This is a genomic window from Micromonospora sp. NPDC049900, from assembly GCF_044461025.1.
Lineage (GTDB): Bacteria > Actinomycetota > Actinomycetes > Mycobacteriales > Micromonosporaceae > Micromonospora.
Window position 1 is genome coordinate 241879 of sequence record NZ_JBITKM010000002.1, and the last position, 21514, is coordinate 263392.

Genomic DNA, 21514 nt, shown 5'->3' on the forward strand with positions numbered 1-21514 from the left:
GTCACCAATGGGCGCCGTGGCAGACGCCCTCGGCGTCCTCGGGCTCCACCTGCAACGTGGCGTGCTCGATCTCGAAACGGTCGTGCAGGAGCCGGCGGGCGGCGGCCAGCACCCGGGCCAGGTCCGCCCCGGCGGCCAGGGTCAGGTGCGCCGAGGCCACCTCCATGCCCGAGGTCAGCGTCCAGACGTGCAGGTCGTGTACGTCGGCGACACCCTCGACCTCGCGCAGCGCGTCGCGGACCTCGGCGACGTCCAGGTGCGGCGGCGCGGCCTGGACGAGAACCCGCAGTGCGGCCCGGCCCAGCCGGTAGGTGCGGGGCAGGATGAACAAGCCGACCGCCACCGCGACGATCGGGTCGGCGTACCACCAGCCGGTCAGTGCGATCACCCCGGCCGCGACGATCACGCCGATCGAGGCGAGCAGGTCGCCGAACACCTCCAGGTAAGCGCCCCGCACGTTGAGGCTCTCCTGGGCTCCGGAGCGCAGCAGCAGGAACGCCACGATGTTGGCGACCAGCCCGGCCACCGCCACCGCCAGCATCGGCCCGGCCATCACCTCCGGCGGTTCGCCGAGCCGGCGTACCGCCTCGACCAGCACGAAGAGCGCCACCCCGGAGAGCAGCACCGCGTTGGCCAGCGCCGCCAGGACCTCCATCCGATAGAGCCCGAAGGTGCGCTGTCCGTCCCGGGAGGCCCGGCTCGCCGCCGTGATCGCGGCCAGCGCCATGCCGATGCCGAGCACGTCGGTGAACATGTGCCCGGCGTCCGACAGCAGCGCCAGCGAACCGGTCACCCAGGCACCGATCGCCTCCACCACCATGAAGACGGCCAGCAGGGCGAAAGCGGCCCAGAGTCGCCCCCGGTGCTTCTCCCCCGCGCGCAGGACCTGCTGCCCGTGATCGTGCCCGGCACCCATCCGGCACTCCTTCCGCTCGCCACCAGCAACATATGCGGACATTGCAATAAGTGCAAGTGAGGTGCCGGAATCGCCGAATCGGACAGGAGGGGCGACTTGCGCCCTGGGTCAGCGCGCCCGCCAGTTCGCCCACAGCGCGCCCAGCACCAGGCCGGGCCGGGCCAACGCGCGCGGGTGCTCACGCATCGAGACGACGTCGTTGAAACGGCGGGCCGTCGTCACGTCGGTCATGGTCGCCCGGACGATCTGGCCACCCACCCAGCTCGACACCCGGTACCCGCGCGGATAGGGACCGTCGACGTGCGGCAGCGCCAGGTCGGCGGAGGTCGACATCGACCAGGCGGCGTCCACCACGACCCGTTGCAGCTCGAAGAAGCGCCGGGCCGGGAACCGGAGGTCCGGCCCGGAGCGCAGGTACGCCGACAGACAGGCCGCGTGCAGCGCGGCGGCGGTGATCCCCTGACCGTAGACCGGGTTGAACGAGGCGACCGCGTCCCCGACGCTGACCAGGCCGCCCGGGAACCGCCGCAGCGCGTGGTAGTCCCGCCGTCGGCTGTCGGCGTGCCGGTAGGTCTGCACCTCGCCGAGCATCTCGCTGTCGGCGACCTCGGTGAACTCGGGCGGGAACTGCTCACGCAGCCGACGCACGAAGTCCTCGGCGGTGCGGCCGGGCCGGTTGTCGCCGTAGCCGGCCATCATCGCCATCCACCGACCGTCCTCGATGGCGAAGTACGCCGCCCCGGCGACGTCCGAGGACGCCTTGACGCTGTTCAGCGCCATCACCACGGTGTGCTCCGGGTGCGCCTCGCGGCGACGGAACAGGGCCGTGGCGTAGTTGAGGTGCACCGGCATGCGCCGCAACGCGGGCCGCTCCCAGCCGGCCTCCGCCAGCCAGTCGGAGAGGCGGCTCGACCGACCCATGGCGTCGACCACCAGGTCGGCGTTCTCCACCCCGGACGCGGCGTTCACGTCGCACCGGACCCCGGTCACCGACGAGCCGTCGAGCACCAGACCGGTGGCGCGGGCGGTCACCGTCTTGACGTTGGGCAGCCGCAGGACCTGCTGTCGGATCAGTCCCTCCAGCAACGGCCGGCTGCCCGCCAGGCTGTCCGCGTCGTCGGGAACCACCACCTTGAGGCGTCCGTCGAGGTAGTTGCGCCGGGCGCCGGGCGGTGCCTCGACGGCCCCCTGGGCCAGGGCCTGCTCGCGGAACCCGGGGAAGAGGCGCTCCAGTTGCAGGAAGCCGCCGGGCAGCAGCGCGTGCAACTGCGTCCCCTGTGGCACTCCCGGCCGTCCGCCCGGCACGTGCAGGTCGTCGCGGTCGATCACGACGACGCTCGCCGCGTGGTCGGACAGCACCCGGGCGGCCAGCAGGCCGGCGATGCTGCCGCCGATCACCACGGCCGTGCCGAGGACCGGGGACGGCTGGTCGGGCGGTCGCACCGCGTTCAGCGCGGCGAAGACCTGAGCCGGAGAGAAGGACATCGTGCTCTCCAAGGGGTGCGAGGAGTGGCGCCGTTCCGCCGGGCCCGGCCGGTGATCGAGGCACAGGCAGGCCGCCGGAACCGGGCGGTCAACATGACGCTCAACGATCGTTGCACAGCCAGGGAACGCGAGGGCAAATCCGATGATCGGTGCGCCCCCACCTCGCGACGGTGCCGGCACGAGCACCGGCGATCGTCGCGTATTGGCTGCTCAGCACCCCCTTCTCAGGTCGTCGCGGCACCGTCGCGGGTGCTTCGCGGGCCCGCGTCGACGCGGTTGACGAGGTAACCGAAGGCCGCTGCGGTAAAGAACATGACAATGCCGTAGACGGCGGCCGGGATCCCCATCTGTGTGTTGTTCAGCAGCGCCGGGCTGAGCGCGATCGTGATGGCCAGGGTGCTGTTGTGGATGCCGATCTCGAATCCGGCCGCCTTCGCGGCGGTCCGGTCGATCCCCGCCAGCCGTGGCACCCCGTAACCGATCGCGAGGCTGAGCAGGTTGAACGCCAGCACCGCCAGACCGACCGCGACGAAGTAGTCGGCGATGTTCTCCCGCTCGCCGAGCACCGCGCCGAGGATCACCGCGACCAACACCACCACGGACATGATCCGGACCGGCCGGTCGAGCCGGTCGGCGACGCCCGGCACCCGGGCCCGGACCAGCATGCCGATCGCGACCGGGACGAGCACGATGGCGAACACCTGCACCACCTTGTCGAACTGCAGGCCGATGCTCGTCGCGTCGCTCAGGAAGTAGCCCGCCGACAGGTTGACCACGATCGGCAGGGTGAGCACGGCGAGCACCGAGTTGATCGCGGTCAGCGTGATGTTCAGCGCCACGTGCCCACCGAACAGGTGACTGTAGAGGTTGGCCGTGGTGCCGCCGGGCGATGCCGCGAGCAGCATCATCCCGACGGCCAGTTCCGGCGGCAGGTCGAAGGCGAGCACCAGACCGAAGCAGAGCAGCGGCAGCACCAGCACCTGGCAGGCCAGCGCGATGACGGCGGCCTTCGGGTGCTGGGCCACCCGCCGGAAGTCGGCGACGGTCAGGCCGAGACCCAGACCGAGCATGATGATGCCGAGGGCGATGGGCAGTCCGATCAGGGTCAGGGCGGAGTCCATGACACGACATCGTTACCACCCGGTAACGCACTCACAATCCTCCATGTGGCCGGGGTACGCCGCCCGGCTCAGCGACCACAGGTGAGCGTGAAGCCCGCCGGCACCGAGGTGGTCGACGCGAGCAGGCCGAACGTCGTGGTCCCACCCGGGGCGAGTCGACTGTTCCAGCCGGCGTCGCGGACGGTCACCTCGCCGCCCGCCTCCGTCGGCGTCCCGTTCCAGATCGACTGGATCCGCTGGTCACCGGGCCAGGTCCAGGAGACCTGCCAGCCGTCGAGCGCCTCCGTCCCGGTGTTGCGCACGGTGACCGTGGCGACGAAGCCACTCTCCCAGCCGCTGCCGATCGTCGCCGTCGCGGCGCACACCGGCGACGGCTGGGTACGCGCCGGTCCGCCGACGATGTACGGGTCCCGTCGACCCTCCGAGTCGCCGAACCGGAACCAGTACTCGGTGTCCGGCGTGAGCCCGTCGACCACCACGTACCCGTAGCTCTCCAGCCCGGTGTCCGCCGAGGCGACCGGATCGCGCCACTGCGCGGCGTCGTCCCGGCTGGTGAAGAGGTGGACCGTGAGCGGCGTGGCGTACCCGCAGGGCGGACGGAACAGCAGCGAGTAGCGGAAGGTCACGCTCGTAGCGGTGGTGCTGTCCGCCGACGCGGACAACGGCAGCGCGGGTGGGCAGGCAGGCGGCGAGGTGGTGAGCGGGGCGGGCGGGGACGTGGCGGCGCCCGCGCCGCTCGCCAGGCCGGTCACGCCGACCAGGGTCAGTGTGGCGACGACGATCGTCGCCAGAGCGTACTTCTTGGACATGTGGTGTCTCCTCCGCAGGTGGCGGGGGCACCGGGCACGCAGCGGCGACCGGTGCCCGCGGTGCGGGCTGCCCTGCGCGGGTGGCGTCCCGCGCGCCCTGACGATCGTTCGCACGCCGGCCCCGGACGCGACTGAGCAGAGTGTTTCATTCGACAGCGGTCGATACAACGGACGACCAGCCGATCCACCCGAGCCGGACGGGCCGCGCCCGGGGAGAATGGGGCGATGCCCGTGGTTGAGGCGGTGGCCGTCGTCCCCGTACCCCCGAATCTCGCGTTCGCGATCTCGCAGACCACCATGCCGGTCCGGCGGCGGTGGGATCCGTTCGTCCGCAGCCAGCACTTCGTGGACGGCGCCGTCCGGCCGGACCGGGGCGTCCGCACGTTCACCCGGTCCCGGCACGGCCTCTCGATGGTCAGCGAGTACGTCTCCTACGCCCCGCCGACCAACGTGGGCATGAAGATGGTGCGCGGCCCGTGGTTCTTCGAGATGTTCGCCGGCGGCTGGCGGTTCGCGCCGGCGGCCGAACCCGGGCACACCGTCGCGACCTGGCGCTACCACTTCCGCTGCCGTCCGGCGCTGCTGCGACCGGTCGCCGACCGGATCGGCACCTGGCTGCTCGGCCGGGACATCCGCCGCCGGATCGCCGGCTACGCCGCCGGCTGCGCCGACCCGGTCGTGGTCGCCGCCGCCGAGCGGGACCTGCGCGAACGCGGCGACGGGAACCGGACCGACTCCTGACCGACAACACCGCCGCAGCATGCGCTCCATCCGGGCCGTCGGACTCGGCGGGGCGATGATCTGGGCAGCCCGAGCCCGGCGCGGCGGCCTCAGCGCACCGGCAGCGTCGACTCGCGCATCACCAGGCGGCTGGCGAACTCCTCGGAGCGGGTCGTCGCACCGTCGATGGCCGCGAAGAGGCGCTGCCCGGCCACCGCGCCGAGGTGCTGGAGGTTCATGTCGACGCTGGTCAGTCGCGGGCGGGAGTCCGCCGAGATGGCCTCCCAGTTGTCGAAGCCGATCACCGAGATCGCCGACGGCACGTCCCGGCCGAGATCACGCAGGGCGTCCAGGACGCCTCGGGCGATCTGGTCGCTGCCGCAGAAGATCGCGTCGACCTCGGGCCGCTGCTCGACGACCATGTACGCGGCGGCCCGCCCCCACGACTCGTCCCACGAACCGTAGTAGGGCCGGTCGCCGACCATGCCCAGTCCCGCCGTGGCGAGCGCCGCCGCCGCACCCTCGGCACGGTCGCGGGCCGCCTGGAAGCCCGGCTCGCCGGTGATGTGGGCGATGTTGCGTCGGCCGCAGGCCAGCAGGTGCTCGATGGCGAGACGGCCGCCCCCGACGTTGTCGACGGTGATGGAGATGTCGGCCGGGTCCGAGGAGGGGGCGTACACGTAGACCACCGGCACCGGGATGTTGCCGGCCAGCGGCGGCCGGGGGTCGGTCCGCGAACCGACCACGATGAGCCCGTCCACCCGGCGCGACAGCAGCGCACGCACGTGGTGCTTCTCCCGGATCGCGTCGCCGCGCGCGTCACACAGGAAGACCGACACCTGCCCGGCGCCGAAGGCGTCCTCGGCGCCCATCAGAATGGGGATCGAGAACCGCCCCTCCAGGTCGCCGGTGAGCAGGCCGACGGTCCCGGTCCGGCCGCTGAGCAACCCTCGGGCCAGGGCGTTCGGAGCGAAGGAGAGCAGTTCCGCGGCCTCCAACACGCGTACCCGGGTGGTCGCCCGCACCTCGCCCCGCCCGTTGATGGCCTTGGAGGCGGTGGCGACCGAGACCCCGGCCAGCTTGGCGACGTCGGTGAGCGTGGGCGTGCGGTTGGCGGGGACCTCTGGCTCGGTCGTCATGCGGTGCTCCCTCCCAGCGACCGGCATGGATGCGGTGCGCGGCGACAGGCTGCTTCGGGAGCCCGCACAGGCACCCCCGACGGAAGTGACCTTGTAAAGGTTTTCGGCATTGTTTCGGTGTCGTTGCCCGGCTCGCGGTGTCACCCGTACCTGCGCGGAAACACTACACCGAAGTGTCCCGTCGACGCGGTTCAGGAAGGTCCGTCGGTGCCCCCTTCCCGAAAACCCCGCCGAAACGTTCGCTGGCCGCACCCGTAGTGATGAAAGGAAGGGTCCCCTGCTATACACGAGGCGTTAGCAGGGGACCCTTCCTTTCGTCCGAGGAGGCCAGGTGGCGGTCGCGTTCGGCCTCTCGGAGCTGTGGGATCCGGTCGTCCGACGCCACCCGCACGCGTTCTACGACCGGGTGCGCGACAGCGGCGGCCCGGTCCTCCAGGTGGACCCCGCCGGCAACCGGCTGTGGGTGGTCGCCGGGCACGCCGACGTGCTGGACGGGTTGCGGCATCCGATGCTCGGGCACGAGGTGCACCGGCACCGCCCGGACGGCTCCACCCCGGCCCCGTACCAGACGTCCGAGATCGCCAGGATCGAGTCCCGGCAGCTCATCAGCCTCGACCCTCCCGATCACACCCGGCTGCGGGGGCTGGTCAGCGGCGGATTCACGGCCCGGGCGGTGGCCCGGTTGGAGCCGTGGATCGGTGCCCTCGCCGACCGACTCGTCGAGCGGGCGCGCCGGCAGGGCCACGTGGACGCGGTGGCCGACCTCGCCGATCCGGTACCGGTCAACGTCATCGCCGAGCTGGTGGGCGTACCGGAAGCGGACCGGGCGCGGTTCCGGGCCTGGTCGGCGGCGATCGTGTCGGCCGGGTTCGACGGCCCGACGGCGACCCTGGAGTTCGCGGCCTACCTCGACGACCTGGCGGCGCGCCGCCGTGCCGAACCCGCCGACGACCTGATCTCCGAGCTGGTGGCGGCGGAGGACCGGGCGGACCGGCTGGACCGCGACGAGCTGGTGGCGCTGGTGCAGTTGCTGCTCATCGCCGGGCAGGAGACCACCGTCGACCTGATCGTCAACGGACTCCGCCTGCTGCTCACCCATCCCGAGCAGTGGGCGGCGCTGCGCGACGAACCCGCGCTGGCCGAGGCGGTGGTGGAGGAGACGCTACGGTTCCGGGGGCCGGTGGAGATCGTGCCGCCCCGGTTCGCCTTCGCGGACGTCGAGCTGGCCGGTGGGCGGATCCCCGCCTTCGACCGCGTGGGGCTGTCGATCTGGGGGGCCAACCGGGACCCGTCGGTCTTCGACCGGCCGCACGAGTTCGACATCGCCCGCAGCGACGTCCGTCGGCACATCGCCTTCGGGTACGGCATCCACTTCTGCCTCGGCGCGCACCTGGCGCGGCTGGAAAGCCGGATCCTGCTCGACCGCGTGGCACGGCACCTGCCCGGCCTGCGGCTGGCGGTCGACGCCACCGACCTGGACGCGTTCCGCCTACATCACGACGGGCTACCGCTACGTGTGTGACGTCCGCGCCGCGCACGCCACCCGCCCGGCAGTCCCACGCCGCACACCAGGCGGCCCCGCACGCCCGGACATGCCGCACGGCGGGACGGGAAGCGGTCACGCGGACGTCCGGGACTCCTGACGGCCTTCGTCGCGGGCCTGCGCGAGCAGCCGCGCGAGTCGGCGGCGGCGTCCGCGCACCACGGCCCGCCCGGCGAGTACGAGCACCACGACCGCGAGTACGAGCGCCAGCTGCGGCCACGGGATCGACCAGACCGTGACGGTGGCGGTGGTGCGCCGGATCTCGGCGTCGGTCGGGTCGCCGACCAGGATGTCCGGGGTGAGCGTGACGGTGGCGGTCAGCCGACCCCAGCCCCACACCCCGTCCACGTGCGCCTCGGCCGGGCGGTCGCCGCCGGGCAGCAGTTCCTCCACCTCGGCTGGCCCCTCGGTGTCGAGCAGCCCGAACAGGTCGCGGACGGTGGCCCGACCGGCACCGGTGACGGCCACGTTGCCGTCGTTGCCGGCCGTGTACCGGATCCGCAGGTCGCCCGGAGCGAAGGGGTTCCACGACCGGTGGTGCGTGGCGGTGAGGTCGTCGATGCGGATGGCGGCGACGGCGGTGCCACTGGCCCGCAGCATCACCCGGAACCCGACCCGGCTCTCCACCGCCACCGTTCCGCCGGTGCTGGTGACGGTCGCCGCGATGCCGGCCGGGTGGTCGCCGGGGCTGGCGTCGGCGGGTGCCTCGATGGTGAACGGCACCACCCGCGTCGACTTCGCCCCGACGCTCACCGTGTCGCGCACCGTGATCCAGGTGCCGCCGTCCACCGAGGACTGGTGCGACGGGAGCATGTTGAACCGCCCCTTGTCGGTGAGGTAGCCGTCGGCGGCCTGGAGCGAGAACACCACCGGGGCGTCGCTGAAGTTGCGGACCGCCAGGTGCTCGGTGACCACCTCGCCGGGGTCGAGCGTGCGCTCCACCCAGCGGCGGCCGTCGGGGCCGAGCGGGTTCGCCGGTTGGACCGCCCAGGTGACGGTGGGTGCGGTCGGCTCCGCCCGCGCGGGGACCGCCCCGGCCGGGCCGGTCGCCACCAGCAGGACCAGCACGGCCAGTACGGCGGACAGCCGTGCCGCCGTACGCGGTCGCCACGGGACACTCGGCACGCTCATGACCAGCCCTTCACACCGCAGGGGATACGGGTGGGGGCCGCCGAACTCTGGCGGCCCCCACCCGCGTGGATCACTCGAACAGGGACAGGGTCAACGTCGAGGTGTACTCACCCGCGGCCACGTCCGCCGGGGTCCGCAGGAACAGGTCCGCGTCGACCGAGTACGCCCCACCCGCGACCGCACCCGAGTCGAACGTCGAGACCAGCAACTCCTGGTCGACCAGACCCACGTTGTTACCCGGCTGCGTCGGCTCGTCCAACACCGTCACCACCTCCTCACCCTCGCTGACCAGACCGGTGTCACCACCGTCGACCAGACGCGGCCTCCACCCCAGGTGCCCGGCACCGATCGGCTCCTGACCCGCCGCACCCGTGAAGTCGCTGGCACTACCCAACACCGCCCACGCCGCACCCGACGGCACCTCGTCAGCGGTACGCGTATCCGTCACCGTCACCGTCGGCAGACCACCGACGAACTGCCGCACCAACAACGTCGACCCGTCCTCGGTCAACGCCACCGAGTCACCCGCGATCGACAAAGCCAGCACACCCGGCTCCACCAACTCCTCGATCTCCACGGTGACCCTCACGTCACCACTGTCACCCGGATCGGCCGACACCGGCGCAGCCGCCACCACCGACCCGACCAACAAGGCCCCGGCAGCACCCGCCGCCAGCAACCGCTTCCGATTCCATGTGTTCATGCGATTCTCCGTTGTCTCTCGTGGTTACTGGGCTTGACGAGGGTCGGCGGCACAATCAGCGCCGGGATGGTCCCGGGTGACGACGGTCGTCACGTCCGTGCCGTCGACCGAGCCGGTGACCCGCACCGTGGCGGTGCCGGACGGGACCGACGCGGCACGGGTGGTGAACTGCTGGAACGCGCTCGCGCCCGGAGCCACGGCCGACACCGACCGCTGCCCGTACGCGCTCTCCAACACCACGTCCACCGGACCGTCATGGTCGTTACGCGCCTGCACCGCCACGTACGCCTTGCCGCCGACGCACCGCGCCTGCACGGTGACCGTCACCGGCACCTCGGGCCGGACACCCGGATCGTCGGCGAACACCCGCCACTCGGTGACGGCGACCGCCGAGTAGGTGGTGCCGTTGCCGTTGGCCCGGATGGTGGCGCGCACCCTCGACGTGGTCACCGGGTCGAAGGAGACGGTGTTGAACGTGGTGGTGCTGGTGCCGTACGGCGAGGCGCCGGTCACGTCACGCCAGGCCGAGGTCGGGGCGTCCCAGTACTGCAGCACCCACCCGTCGGGCTGGGCGACGCCGTCCCCGGTGCCCTGGTTGGAGTCCCGCCAGAACTTCAGCTCGGTGCCGGTGATCCGCACCGGGCGGCTCCAGTCGTACTGGATCCACTGGGTGGCCGGGCGGCTGCCCGACCAGGTCCCCCAGATCTGCGCCTGGCCCGGGTTGGTCGGGTCGGCACCGTCGTTGAGCGCGGTGAGGCTGTTCCAGCCCGCCGTGAACGAGGCGGTCGGGGTGCCGATCGGCCCGATGTTGCCGGTGAGCGGCCCCGACAGGTCGGCCGGGATGGCGACCGTCTTGGCGGTCTCCAGGTTCCCGGCCACGTCGACCGCCCGGTACGACAGCGTGTGCCGGTTCGCGTCCGGGGCCGGGATCGCGCCGTCGTACGTGGTCCAGTCGCCCGTGCCGATGGCGTACTCGATGCGGGCGACGCCGGAGGTCGCGTCGGTCGCGGCGAGCGTGACCGCCCGGGTGGTGCTGTGCACCGTGGCGGTGCTGACCGGGGCGGTAGCGTCGACGCGTACCTCCAGGGTGGCCGGGTCGGAGACGTTGCCGGCCCGGTCGGTGGCGGTCGCGGTGACGGTGTGTCGGCCGTCCCCGGTGACGGTGACGTCGAGCGACCGTACGTCGGTGGCCTCGACCGGCGTGCCCGATCCGACCCGCGCGGAGATGGTCATCCGGCCGCCCCGGTCGTCGACACCGGCGGCCCGCACCCGCACCGTGGACCGGAACCAGCCGTCACTGCCGGCGCTGCCGCTGGGCGTGAGCGTCACCGTCGGCGGCGTCACGTCACCCTCGGTGTCGTCCGGCGAGATGACGGTGACCTGCGCGGAGACCCGCTCGGCGGCGTACCCGAGCACGGTCCCGTCGATGGTGAACGTCCGGGGCGCGGCGACGTCTGCGGGCCGTACCTCGTCCCAGTAGACCGGCACCCGCAGCGTCTGCGCGCCGAACGACACCGGCAGCGTGTCCGGCAGGTCGGTCTCGCCGACCTCCACGGTCATCGCCGGGGCGGTGACCGACTCCGGCTGCGCGGCGAGGACCTTCCACTCCTCGACCGCCACCCCGGAGTACGTGCTGCCGTTGGTCGACGCGTCGAACAGCGCGCGCACCTGCGTGGTGGTCACCGGGTCGAAGGTGGTGTTCTGGAAGCCCTGCGTCGCGGTCGGGAATCCGCTCGGGTTCGGCACGTCGGCCCACTGCCCGGTGTCCAGGTTCCAGTACTGCATGCGCCAGCGGGCGGGCGCGGCGACACCGACGCCGGTGCCCTGCGGCTGGTCGTTCCAGAAGTCGATCTGCGAACCGGAGATCCGCATCGGCTGGTCCCAGGTGTACTGCACCCACTGCTGCGGCGGGTTGTTGCCGGTCCAGGTGCCCCACATGTCCGGCGGCAGCGGGTTCGACCGGACGATCTCGTCGTTGAGCGCCTTGACCCAGTACTGCACGGGGACCGGCTCGTTGGAGACGGTGACCCGGGCCTCCTGGGCGATGTTCGGCCGGGGGGTGAGGTCACGTCCCTTGGCCGGGGTGGGCGTGACGAGCTTCATCCGGGGCGGGGTCAGCGAGTCGTCCCACTCGACCGGGTCGATCGCCACCGAGCGCCGGAAATGACCGCCGCCCACGGCGTCGGCGGTGTGGTACGCCAGATACCAGGTGCCGTTGAACTCCAGGACGCCCGGATGGCTGGTGGTCGAGGAGACCGGGCGCAGGAAGGTCCCCCGGTAGGTCCACGGTCCCTCCGGTGACGCGGCGGTGCCGTAGGCGAGGCAGGCGTGGTAGTTCGCCGGGGTGCACTGCGAGGTTGGGCCGGCGTTGTTGCCGGCGTACGCCATGTAGTAGGTGCCGTTGCGCTTGAAGATCCAGGCGCCCTCGAAGAAGCCGGTCAGGCCGGTGACGGTGCGCGGGGTGCCGATCGGGGTCTTCATGTCCTGCTGGAGTTCGAGCATCCGCAGTTGGCTGAAGGAGCCCCACCAGATGTAGACCCGCTGGTTCGGGGCCTCGCCGTCGACCAGGATCGTCGGGTCGATGTTGTGGATGGTGTTCGGCGTGGGCACCCGCTGGGAGATGATCGGGCCGCCCGCGTGGTCGGTCCAGGGGCCGGTCGGGCTCTCCGACACGGCCACCCCGATCGCGAACCGGTCCGAGGCGGTGCTGTTGCGTTCGTGGATCGGGACGTACCAGTAGTAGCGTCCGTCGACGCCCTGGATCACCTGGCCGGCGTACGCGCGGCCGGGGGTGGCCCAGGCGAAGACGGCCTCCGGGCGCATCAGCGACGGGTAGTGGGTCCACTCCCCCGCCTCGACGTCGGTGGTCCGGAAGGCGCCCCACTCGTTCATGATGAAGTCGTTTGTGGACGGTCCGGCCTGGTCGTGGCCGGTGTAGACGTAGAGCTGGTCGGCGCCGGTGTCGTTGCCGGGGGCACCCGCCCGCACGACCATCGGGGCCGGGTCGGCGGAGTAGTAGCTGCCGTCGCCGAGGATCGGGTTGACCGTGTTGGTGAAGGTGTACGACTGGGGTTCGGCGGCCTGTGCCGGACCGGCGACGCCGGCCAGGCCACCGGCGACGAGCCCGACGGACGCGGCCACGGCGATCGTCCTGCGCCAGCGGCGCGACGGCCGGGTGGAGGGTGGGGCGGCGCCGCGCCCCACGGTGGTGTTCACGGTGTCGATCTCCTCACTCGTGCGCGGGGGTGGTGGCGGCGCCCAGGTCGGACGCCGCCACCACGAGGGGGTCAGCCGCAGGTGAGCGCGCCGAACGGCGCCTCGAACTCCACGGTCACCGGCTCGCCGTCGACGGTCCCGGTGGCCTTCACCGTCGCGGTCCCGGCCTGCACCGACTTGGCGCGGGTGTTGAACGCCTGGAAGGCGGACTTCCCGGAGGCCACGTCGGCGACCGTCCGCGAGCCGTACGGCGTGACCAGCTCGATGCGCAGCGGCACGTCCCCGGCGTTGCGGGCGTTGACGGAGACGTAGACGTTGCTGCCGGTGCAGCGCGTGCTGGCCTGCACCTCGACGTCCCAGACCGGGGTCTGGGGCGGGTCGCCCACGGTGAGGGTCAGCGTGGTCCGGGTGGCCCCGGCCTGGCTGACGTACGGGGGCAGGATCAGGTCACCGATGATGGTGTAACGGCCGGGGGTGTTGACGATGCGCTCGTCGAAGTCCCAGTCGACACCGATGGCCTGGTTGTCCCGCGATCCGTCGTTGTAGGAGACCTCCACCTTGTCCGGCAGGAACGGCAGTTCGCCCACCTCGACGGACTGTTCGAAGCTCTCGGCGCCCTGGATCGAGATACCGCCGGTGGACATCTCCGGCCGTACGTAGATCCGCGCCTCGGCGATCAGCCCGTACGCGTCGTTGGTGCCGTAGACCACGAACGGGTCGACGTTCGGCTCGGCGACCTGCTCGGGGGTGATCTCCTGCCAGTTGAACGCGACCTGGCCGCGCTCGCCGCTGGCGTAGACGGCGTCGAGCGTGCTCGGCAGCGTCGGCACGTCACCGACGCCGGTGCGGATGAGCACCGGGGACCGCACCGAGTCGACCGTCTCGCCGTTGGCCCGCCAGCGCAGCACGCCGGTGCCGGCGCCGCTGCCCTGCACGCCCCAGATGCGGATCCGCAGGTAGCTGGTGCTGACCGGTTCGAACTCGAAGTTGTTGAACCGGTTGGTCGCCAGTCCACCGGCGTACGTGGAGCCCTCGGCCAGCGTCACCGGCGTCCAGGTGGTGCCGTTCTCCGAGGTCTCGATGGCGTACGTGCCGGCGTTGGGGCGGCGGGTGCCGCCGTTGTCGTCGTACCAGTAGATGTCGGTCGAGGAGAGTCGCACCGGTGCGGCCCACCGGTACTGGATCCACGCCTCCCGGGCGGTGCTGGTGCCGTTCTGCGGCTGACCCCAGTTGCCCCAGCCGTTGCCGGCACCGGGGTTGGAGTTGTTCGGCGTGGTGGGCTCGTTGACCCGCGAGTGGTTCTCCCAGGACGCCGTGCCGCTGGTGCTGATCGTGGCCGAGGCACCGAACTCCGCGGTGACCTCGCGCTCGGTCAGCGTGACCGACACGTTCGCCGTCGACCGCTTATCGCCGTCGTCGGCCCAGAACCGGAACACGTAGTCACCGGCGACGGTGCCGGTGACCCGGGTGCTCAGCGCCCGCACGTCGGCGAAGATGACGCCCGCGCCCTGCGGCGCGGAGACGGTCTCCCAGCCGAAGGTCAGCTCGCTGTCGTACGGGATGCCGTCGTCGGCGGCCGTGGCGACGAGCCGGGTGGACAGGTTGCCGTCCGCCGAGCCGTCCCGGTCGGCGGTGACCTGTGGCGCCTGGTTGGTCACGTCCGGCACGTCCCGCCCGGACTCGAACACCTGGATCTCGCTGATCGCGGTGAAGTGGGTCGGGTTGTTGGTGAAGGTGACCCGGAGCCTGTCGGTGGTGACGGTGTCGAACAGCGCCTCGTTGAACTTGGCCGACGGCACGACCGGATTCTTGAACTGGTCCGGCACCTCCTTCCAGCCGCCGTTGCCGTCGGGCACCTGCACCCACCAGCGCGCCGGCTCGCGGTAGCCACCGGCCTGCCGGTCGCTGACGAAGTAGACCTTGACGTTGTCGAGGCTCTTGGCCGAGCCCAGGTTCAGCTCGATGTAGCCGTTGCGCTCGGTGGTGCCGTAGTTGCCCCAGTACGGCTCGTTGGCGGTGATCCCGTCGGTGACGGCCGCCAGCGACACCGGACGCTCGGTCTCGGAGATCGCGCCGGGCGTGTAGTTCATCGAGGTGGTGCTCCAGCCGGGCGTGTGGAACTGCCGCCACGGCGTGGGCCGCACACCCTGCTGGGTGTACGAGGAGCTGAGCTGGGCGCCCTGCGCCAGGTTCGGCGCCTCCTCGGTGAGGTCGATCCCGGCCGTCTTGAGGTAGCTGACGACCCGGTCGTCGGAGATCGGGGTGTCCACCGCGCTCGGGAAGTCGGTGCCGGTGGTGGCGGTGAAGGTGACGGTCACCCCGTCCTCGGCCTGCACCTGGTTGGTGTTCGGGTCGTAGGTGACCTTGCCGAGCTTGTCGGTGGTGACCTTCTTCTCGCCGTTGAGGAACAGGCTGTAGCCGGCGCCCAGGCCGTACTTGCTGCCGTCCGGGTCCCAGACGATGGTGACGTCCTGACCGTGGTACCGCAGGTTGTTGACCATGAAGTGCTCGTAGCCGAACTGGATCGGCCACAACTCGATCTTGTCATCGGAACGCGGCTGGATGCCGCCCATGTCCTCGATGAAGATGTAGTTCATGTTGCCGAGCATGATGTGGTTCTGGTTGTTGCGGTTGTAGGAGCGCGTCGTCGGGTTCCAGTTGGAGTAGTACTCGGCCTGGTTCGCGACCCGCATGTCGGCGTTCGGGTAGATGCTCCACGCCATCCAGTCCAGCAGCCGCTTGGCGTACTCCGGGGTGATGTACTTCTGCTCCGGGTCGTAGTGGCGCAGCGCCGAACGGACACCGCGGTACTGCACGGTGAAGTTGATGTTCGAGAAGTTGTTCGAGCCACCGATCCCGTACACCGACCGGTCGTACTGGTTGGCGGTGTAGAACGGGAAGATCGGGAAGTTGTCGCCGTAGGTCAGGAACCGGAACCCGTCGACGTACTTCTCCCACTGGTCGGTCGGGATCAGGTTCTCGGCGTAGATGTCGTAGAGGTTCGTCTCCTTGGCCGGGATCAGGTTCCGGGCCGAGGCGGGCAGCGGGTTGGCCCGCCCGTTCGCGGTCGCCGCGCTGCTCGCGCCGTGCGACGTGCCGGCCAGGAACATCCGCATGTCCGGGCTCCACAGCCGGGTCAGGATCGCGTCCCGGATCTCGTCGGCGCTGGTCCCCATCGCGTCGATCTTGGCCTGGTCGGCGTCGGAGATCTGGTAGAGCTGACGGGCCGCGTCGAACGCGCCCCACACGTACGCCGACTCCGGCCGCTCGATCGTCCGCGCGCCCGGTGCCCCGGCGTTCACCTTCGGGAAGCCGAACGTGATCGCGTCGGCGTCGTTGCCCGGCATGTAGTTGGTGTCGTACGCGATCAGCTTGTCGTCGTTGCCGTCGTAGTGCTCCAACTGGCCGACGCCGTCGCCCTCGAAGTACTGGGCGAACTTGCGGGCGACCTGCTTGCCGCCGCCGTGCACGTTGTACGCCTCGAGTCCGGCCGTGCCGAGGTACTGCGAGTAGTGGTTGTTCCAGCTCGTGTGTCCCGGGCTGTCCAGGAAGGCCGAGGAGCCGGACAGCTCACCGATGTTGAGGATCTGGCCGTAGCCGAGATAGGGCGTCCGCAGCCACTTGGTGTCCTGCAGGTGCATCGGCTGGGTCAGCGCGACCGAGTTCTGATAGAGGTTCACCCCCTCGATCGTGGTGGGGTACTGGTAGACGTGGCCGGAGGCGTTGGCGTCGAGCGAGTTGTAGCGCTCGCCCCACCAGCGGTACACGATGGCCTTCTCCAGCGCCGGGTCCGGCACGTTGATGTACGGCACGTCCTGGGCCCAGCGGCGGTGGAAGGCGGTGATGCCGGTCCGCACGGCCGTGGTCGGCGACAGGTCGGCGTACTCCTGGTAGCTCTCCACCGTCTCGGGCAGCGTGGCCGAGGAGACCGCGCCGACCACCGAGAGCGACAGCGAGCCACCGGCCGGGACGGTGATCACCCGGTCCAGGTTGCTGCCGCTGCGGGTGAAGCCGGAGCCGGTCAGGTCCACCCGGACGGTGTCCCACGGGGTGTCGACCAGCCCGTTGTTCGAGCCGCTGGTGATGGTGCGGGTGCCGGTGAGCGCGGCGTCGCCCGCCGCCTGGGTGGCCAGCGGGGACGCGGCCCGCACGGTGAAGCTGGCCGCCGAGCCGCCGGGGTTGGTGAACCGGATGGCGGTGACCGCCACGTTGTCGTAGGTGATGAACTTCGTCAGGTCGGCGGTGACGCCGGTGCTGCCGATGGTGTAGCGGCTCCTGGCGTGGCTCGGTGCGTTGAACCGGTTGGCGTTGACCTCGGACACGGTCTGCCCGGGCACCGTGACGGTGTAGAGGTTGCCGAGGTTGTTGGGGCCGCCGACGAACGTGTTGCCGGCGAAGCCCATCACGGTGAAGTTGTTGTTGCTCGCGCCGCGCATGTAGAGGGTGCGCCCTCGGGTCATCAGCACCGCTGACCCGAGCGTGCCGCTGACTCCGAGGATGCGGTCGAGGTAGTAGTCCGTACCGCCGGCGGCGAGGTCCTTCTCGAAGATCGACTGGTGCATGCTGCCGGCGGTGAACGGTACGCCCGGCCGAAGCTGGTCGGCGACGCTGCCGACGTTGCTGTAGACCGGGTCGCCGATGTCCATGACGTGGTTCTGACCGTTGGTGTGGACCCCGACGTCGCCCTCGTTGCCGGGCAGGACGGGGCCGGCCGCGTGGGCCGGGGACGATACGGCGACCGTCCCCGACACCACGAGCGCGGCAAGGGCACCCCAGAGGGGCACCCTCCGCACGCGTCTGCGGATCATCTTCTTCCTCCTTGATATCGGCGCGGGTGGGCGGGTGAGGCGGTCCCCCACGTCGCACCTAGGTGGTGATTCGAGCGGCTCGTGGTGGTGCGGGCGGCGCGGGCCGGGAGGCTCGGTGTGAGCGCTAACATCAGCTCCGCCCCCGGCCCTGCTCCGGCAGGTCACCGTCGACGGGGATCCAGACCCGCATGGTCGAGGGGCCACGGTTGGCCCAGGCGTGGTACGGCACCAGCGTCACCTCGTCGAACACCTCGACGGACGCGGGCGACGACTCGGCGGCGTCGGCCCGGTAGGGCCATTCGTGGTCGTCCGCGCGCACCCGGCGGCACCGCACCACGACCCGGCCGTCGACCAGCCGGGGCGGTCGGCTGGTGTCGACGCGCAGCTCGTCGACGGTCGCCACCTCCGGCACGTCCACCGACTCCAACGCGAACACCAGCGGGCCACGCTCCACCGCGACACAGCCCCGCACCGCGTCGATGCGACTGTCCGGATAGGTGAAGCGGGGCGCCATCGGCAGGGCCAGGACGACCTCGTCGCCGCGTCGCCAGGTGCGCTGCTCGGTGACCATGCCGGGGGCGACCGGCCGGGTGGCTCCGGCCACGGTGACGGTGGCCCCGTCGACGGCCCAGTCCGGCACCCGCAGCGACAGCGACCACGGGTGGTCGTCGTCGCTGTCGACGCGTACCCGGATCTCGCCGTCGTGCGGGTAGTCGGTGCTGATCACCAGGCAGCGCTCCCGACCGTCGGGGAGGCGGTGCGCCACCGTCCCGGGCAGGTACTGGTGCAGTTGCAGGCCCTCGTCGTCGCAGGTGGCGGCGTACGCGCCGAGGCTGGCCACGGTGCGGGCCACGTTGGTCGGGCAGCAGGAGACCTCGAACCACGGCGCGCGCAGCGAGGCCGCCGCGCGCAGGCTGGGCCGGTCCGCGTCGGGCACCGTGCCGAGTTCCCGCCGGTGCAGCGTGTTGGTGTAGAAGAAGCTGCGCCCGTCGGTCGACGGCGAGGTCGACACCACGTTGAACAGGGTCCGCTCGATGAGGTCGGCGTAGCGGGACTCACCGTCGGCGAGCAGCAGCCGCCAGGCCAGCATCACCGAGCCGATGCCCGCGCAGGTCTCCGAGTACGCCCGGTCCGGCGGCAACATCCAGTCCTCGCCGAACGCCTCGTCCTGGTGCCGGGAACCCTGCCCACCGGTGACGTAGGTACGCCGGGTGACCGTGTGCTGCCACTGGCCGCGTACCGCGTCCAGCAGGCCGGCGTCCTTCAGCTCGACCGCCACGTCGACGGCCCCGGCGGCCAGGTAGTTCGCCCGCACCGCGTGCCCGCGCAGCACGGTGGCCTGCCGGACCGGGGTCTCGTCCTGGAAGTACTCCCGACCGAACTCGATGTCGGCCAACCGGCCGTGACCGCGCCGGTCGACGAAGAGCGCGGCCTGGGTCAGGTAGCGGTCCTGGCCGGTGGTCCGGGCCAGTTCCACGAAGGCGGTCTCGATCACCGGATGGCCGCAGACGCTGTCGATGCCGTCCACGCCGAACACCTCGCAGACGTGGTCGGCGGCCCGGCAGGCGATCTGGAGCAGGCCGTCGTCGGCGTCCGGCCGGGTCCGGGCCCGGGCCACGGCGGCCTGGACGAGGTGGCCGACGCAGTAGAGTTCGTGCCCCCATTCCAGGTCCGACCAGCGCGGTTGCTGTCCGGGGCGGCCGAACCTGGTGTTCAGGTAACCGTCGGGCTCCTGCGCCGCGCCGACCCGCCGCACCAGGGCGCGGAACCGCGCTTCGAGGTCCGGGTCGGCGGTCCGGCCGATCTCCCACGCCATCGCTTCCAGGAACTTGTAGATCTCCGAGTCGGAGAACTCGCGTCCGCGTCGCTCGCCGGAAAGGTCGCCGTCCACCGCCAGGTCGAAGTTGCGGACCCAGCCCTCCCGTTCCAGCCAGTGCGCGATGTGGTCGAGGGTCACGCCGCCGTTGACCGACTGGCGCTCGGCCCAGAATCCGCCCGCGATCCGGACTTCCCGCAGGTCGAGGGGGCGCAGGCGACCCCGGACCGGCAGGACGGGTGCGGCCGGATGTGCGTTGCCGCTCATGGTCATCCTTTCAGCGCGCCGGACATGAAGCCGCGCACGTAGTGTCGTTGCAGCAGGAGGAACAAGACGATGCACGGCAGGGCGAGCACGACGACGCCCGCTTCGGTCGCCCCGTAGTCGACGACGCCCTGGACCTGGCCGCGCAGGTTGGACACGGCCAGCGGCAGCGTCATCTTCTCGGTGTCGTTGATCAGGATCAGCGGAGCCATGAAGTCGTTCCACGCGGCGAGGAAACCGAAGAGACCGACGGTGATCAGGCCCGGTTTCACGGCCGGCAGCAGCACCCGCCACAGCGCGCTGAACGACGAGCACCCGTCGACCATCGCGGCCTCGTCGAGTTCGCGGGGCACCGCCTCGAACGAGATGCGCATCAGGAAGGTGGAGAACGGCAACTGGAACATGGTCAGCACGAGCGCGACGCCGACCAGCGAGTTCTGCAACCCCACCTGGTTGAGCAGGACATAGAGCGGGATCAGCAGCGTCGCGTACGGGACCATCAGGATGGCCAGGGTGAGCAGGAACAGGATGTTCTTGCCCGGGAAGCGGAACCGGGCGAAGGCGTACCCGCCGAGGAACGAGATCAGCAGCGTCAGCGCCACCGTGAGCAGCGAGACGAACGCCGAGTTGCCGAGGTAGCGCCAGACGCCGGCCTGGTAGGCGGCCAACGTCTGGTAGTTGCCGATGCCCCAACCGTCGACCTGGTTGGTGCCCGGCTGCGGGGAGACGGAGGCGATCGCGGTCCAGACCAGCGGTGCCAGGAAGATCAGGGCGACCGAACCGGTGAACACCCAGTACGGCGTCCGCAGCGCGATCCCGGCGATGGTGGTGCCGGCCGGCTTCTTCGGCCTCGACGGCTGCGACCCGGACGGCGGGGTCCGGTCGGCGACGGTCGGTGTGGTGCGGGAAACGACGGCCATCGGATCAGTTCTCCTCGGACCGGAAGGCGCGCATCTGCAACGCGTTGATCAGGATCAGGGCGACCAGCACGATGACGGAGATGGCCGCCGCCACCCCCAGGTCGTTCTGGCCCTGGAACGCCACCATGTAGATGAGCTGCACGACGGTGATCGTGCTGTTGTCCGGGCCGCCCTTGGTCAGGATGTAGAACTGCTCGAAGGCGAGCAGGGAGCCGGTCACGCAGAGCACGGTCGTCAGCGCCAGCGTGGGGCGCAGCAGCGGCAGGGTGACCTTGCGGAAGGTCTGCCAACGGCTCGCACCGTCGGTACGCGCCGCCTCGTACACGTCGGCGGGGATTCCCTGTAGGCCGACCAGCATGAGCACCATGTAGAAGCCCGCGTACCGCCACACGATCAGGAAGGTCGTGGAGAACAGCGCCGCGTTCGGGGAGCCGAGGAACGTGATGCCCAGGCGGTCCATCAGCGGGGCCAGCGGGCTCGCGTACGGCGAGTAGATCACGTAGAACAGCAGCGACGCGGAGGCCAGACCGAGCGCGCTGGGGATCAGGAATGAGGCCCGCAGCAGGTTGTTCCACCGGCTGGACTCCTGCACCAGCAGGGCGAGTCCCAGGCCGAGCGCCAGCAGCAGCGCGGTCGCCAGCGCCGTGTACTTGAGGGTGAACACCACCGAGTCGGTGAAGAACCGGTGCTCGACCGCCTTCACGAAGTTGTCGGGCGCGTTGAACCCCTGGTCACCGGTGAGCAGCGGCCACCGCGACAGCGACATCTTGACGACCAGCACCAGCGGCACGGCGAACAGCAGCGCCACGAAGACCGCGGTGGGTGTCGCGTAGAGCCAGCCGAGCAGGGCCTGACGACCTCGGGGACGGGCGCGGCGCCGTGTCGCCGCGCGGGGCGGGCGAGACGGTGCGGTGACGCTCATG

Annotated in this window: 14 protein-coding genes; 2 read left to right on the forward strand and 12 right to left on the reverse strand. The window is 71.0% G+C overall.

Translation table 11 applies throughout. The features are described from left to right. Position 1 precedes the first annotated feature (1 nt). The 4 genes from ACIBMZ_RS05605 to ACIBMZ_RS05620 form a co-directional block, all read right to left on the reverse strand. Positions 2 to 916 (reverse strand): cation diffusion facilitator family transporter, encoded by a 915-nt coding sequence (locus tag ACIBMZ_RS05605; RefSeq protein WP_396691395.1) that lies wholly within the window; start codon positions 914 to 916, stop codon positions 2 to 4. Between the two features lie 108 nt (positions 917 to 1024). Continuing rightward, positions 1025 to 2401, reverse strand: a complete 1377-nt coding sequence (locus tag ACIBMZ_RS05610; RefSeq protein WP_396691397.1) for an FAD-dependent oxidoreductase — start codon at positions 2399 to 2401, stop codon at positions 1025 to 1027. 224 nt (positions 2402 to 2625) lie between these two features. Then, positions 2626 to 3522 carry a bile acid:sodium symporter family protein gene (locus ACIBMZ_RS05615; protein ID WP_396691399.1) on the reverse strand — a complete coding sequence of 299 codons (897 nt, stop codon included), beginning with the start codon at positions 3520 to 3522 and terminating at the stop codon, positions 2626 to 2628. 68 nt (positions 3523 to 3590) lie between these two features. Continuing rightward, positions 3591 to 4331 (reverse strand): cellulose binding domain-containing protein, encoded by a 741-nt coding sequence (locus ACIBMZ_RS05620; RefSeq protein WP_396691401.1) that lies wholly within the window; start codon positions 4329 to 4331, stop codon positions 3591 to 3593. 225 nt (positions 4332 to 4556) lie between these two features. Between ACIBMZ_RS05620 and ACIBMZ_RS05625 the strand changes: the two genes are divergently transcribed. Beyond that, positions 4557 to 5072, forward strand: coding sequence for an SRPBCC family protein (locus ACIBMZ_RS05625; protein ID WP_396691403.1), 516 nt, complete (start codon positions 4557 to 4559; stop codon positions 5070 to 5072). A gap of 89 nt (positions 5073 to 5161) precedes the next feature. Here ACIBMZ_RS05625 and ACIBMZ_RS05630 read toward each other — a convergent pair whose 3' ends face one another. Next, positions 5162 to 6190 (reverse strand): LacI family DNA-binding transcriptional regulator, encoded by a 1029-nt coding sequence (locus ACIBMZ_RS05630; protein ID WP_396691404.1) that lies wholly within the window; start codon positions 6188 to 6190, stop codon positions 5162 to 5164. Positions 6191 to 6521: 331 nt separating this feature from the next. Here ACIBMZ_RS05630 and ACIBMZ_RS05635 point away from each other — a divergent pair, with 331 nt between their 5' ends. Beyond that, positions 6522 to 7712, forward strand: coding sequence for a cytochrome P450 (locus tag ACIBMZ_RS05635; protein ID WP_396691406.1), 1191 nt, complete (start codon positions 6522 to 6524; stop codon positions 7710 to 7712). Positions 7713 to 7808: 96 nt separating this feature from the next. Here the strand turns inward: ACIBMZ_RS05635 and ACIBMZ_RS05640 are convergent, their stop codons facing one another. From ACIBMZ_RS05640 to ACIBMZ_RS05670, 7 genes are all read right to left on the reverse strand, one after another. Continuing rightward, on the reverse strand, positions 7809 to 8864 hold the full coding sequence (locus tag ACIBMZ_RS05640; protein ID WP_396691407.1) for a hypothetical protein: 1056 nt from the start codon (positions 8862 to 8864) through the stop codon (positions 7809 to 7811). Positions 8865 to 8934: 70 nt separating this feature from the next. Then, entirely contained in the window at positions 8935 to 9567 is a 633-nt protein-coding gene (locus ACIBMZ_RS05645; protein WP_396691409.1) for a hypothetical protein, read from the reverse strand. Between the two features lie 24 nt (positions 9568 to 9591). Beyond that, entirely contained in the window at positions 9592 to 12792 is a 3201-nt protein-coding gene (locus tag ACIBMZ_RS05650; RefSeq protein ID WP_396691879.1) for an OmpL47-type beta-barrel domain-containing protein, read from the reverse strand. Between the two features lie 62 nt (positions 12793 to 12854). Continuing rightward, positions 12855 to 17591 carry an Ig-like domain-containing protein gene (locus tag ACIBMZ_RS05655; protein WP_396691411.1) on the reverse strand — a complete coding sequence of 1579 codons (4737 nt, stop codon included), beginning with the start codon at positions 17589 to 17591 and terminating at the stop codon, positions 12855 to 12857. Positions 17592 to 17721: 130 nt separating this feature from the next. Further along, a complete protein-coding gene (locus ACIBMZ_RS05660; protein ID WP_396691413.1) occupies positions 17722 to 19674 on the reverse strand; it encodes a glycoside hydrolase family 127 protein in 1953 nt (650 codons plus the stop codon). A gap of 2 nt (positions 19675 to 19676) precedes the next feature. Beyond that, on the reverse strand, positions 19677 to 20591 hold the full coding sequence (locus ACIBMZ_RS05665; protein WP_396691415.1) for a carbohydrate ABC transporter permease: 915 nt from the start codon (positions 20589 to 20591) through the stop codon (positions 19677 to 19679). Between the two features lie 4 nt (positions 20592 to 20595). Beyond that, positions 20596 to 21513, reverse strand: a complete 918-nt coding sequence (locus ACIBMZ_RS05670) for a carbohydrate ABC transporter permease (RefSeq protein ID WP_396691417.1) — start codon at positions 21511 to 21513, stop codon at positions 20596 to 20598. Between the last annotated feature and the right edge of the window lies 1 nt (position 21514).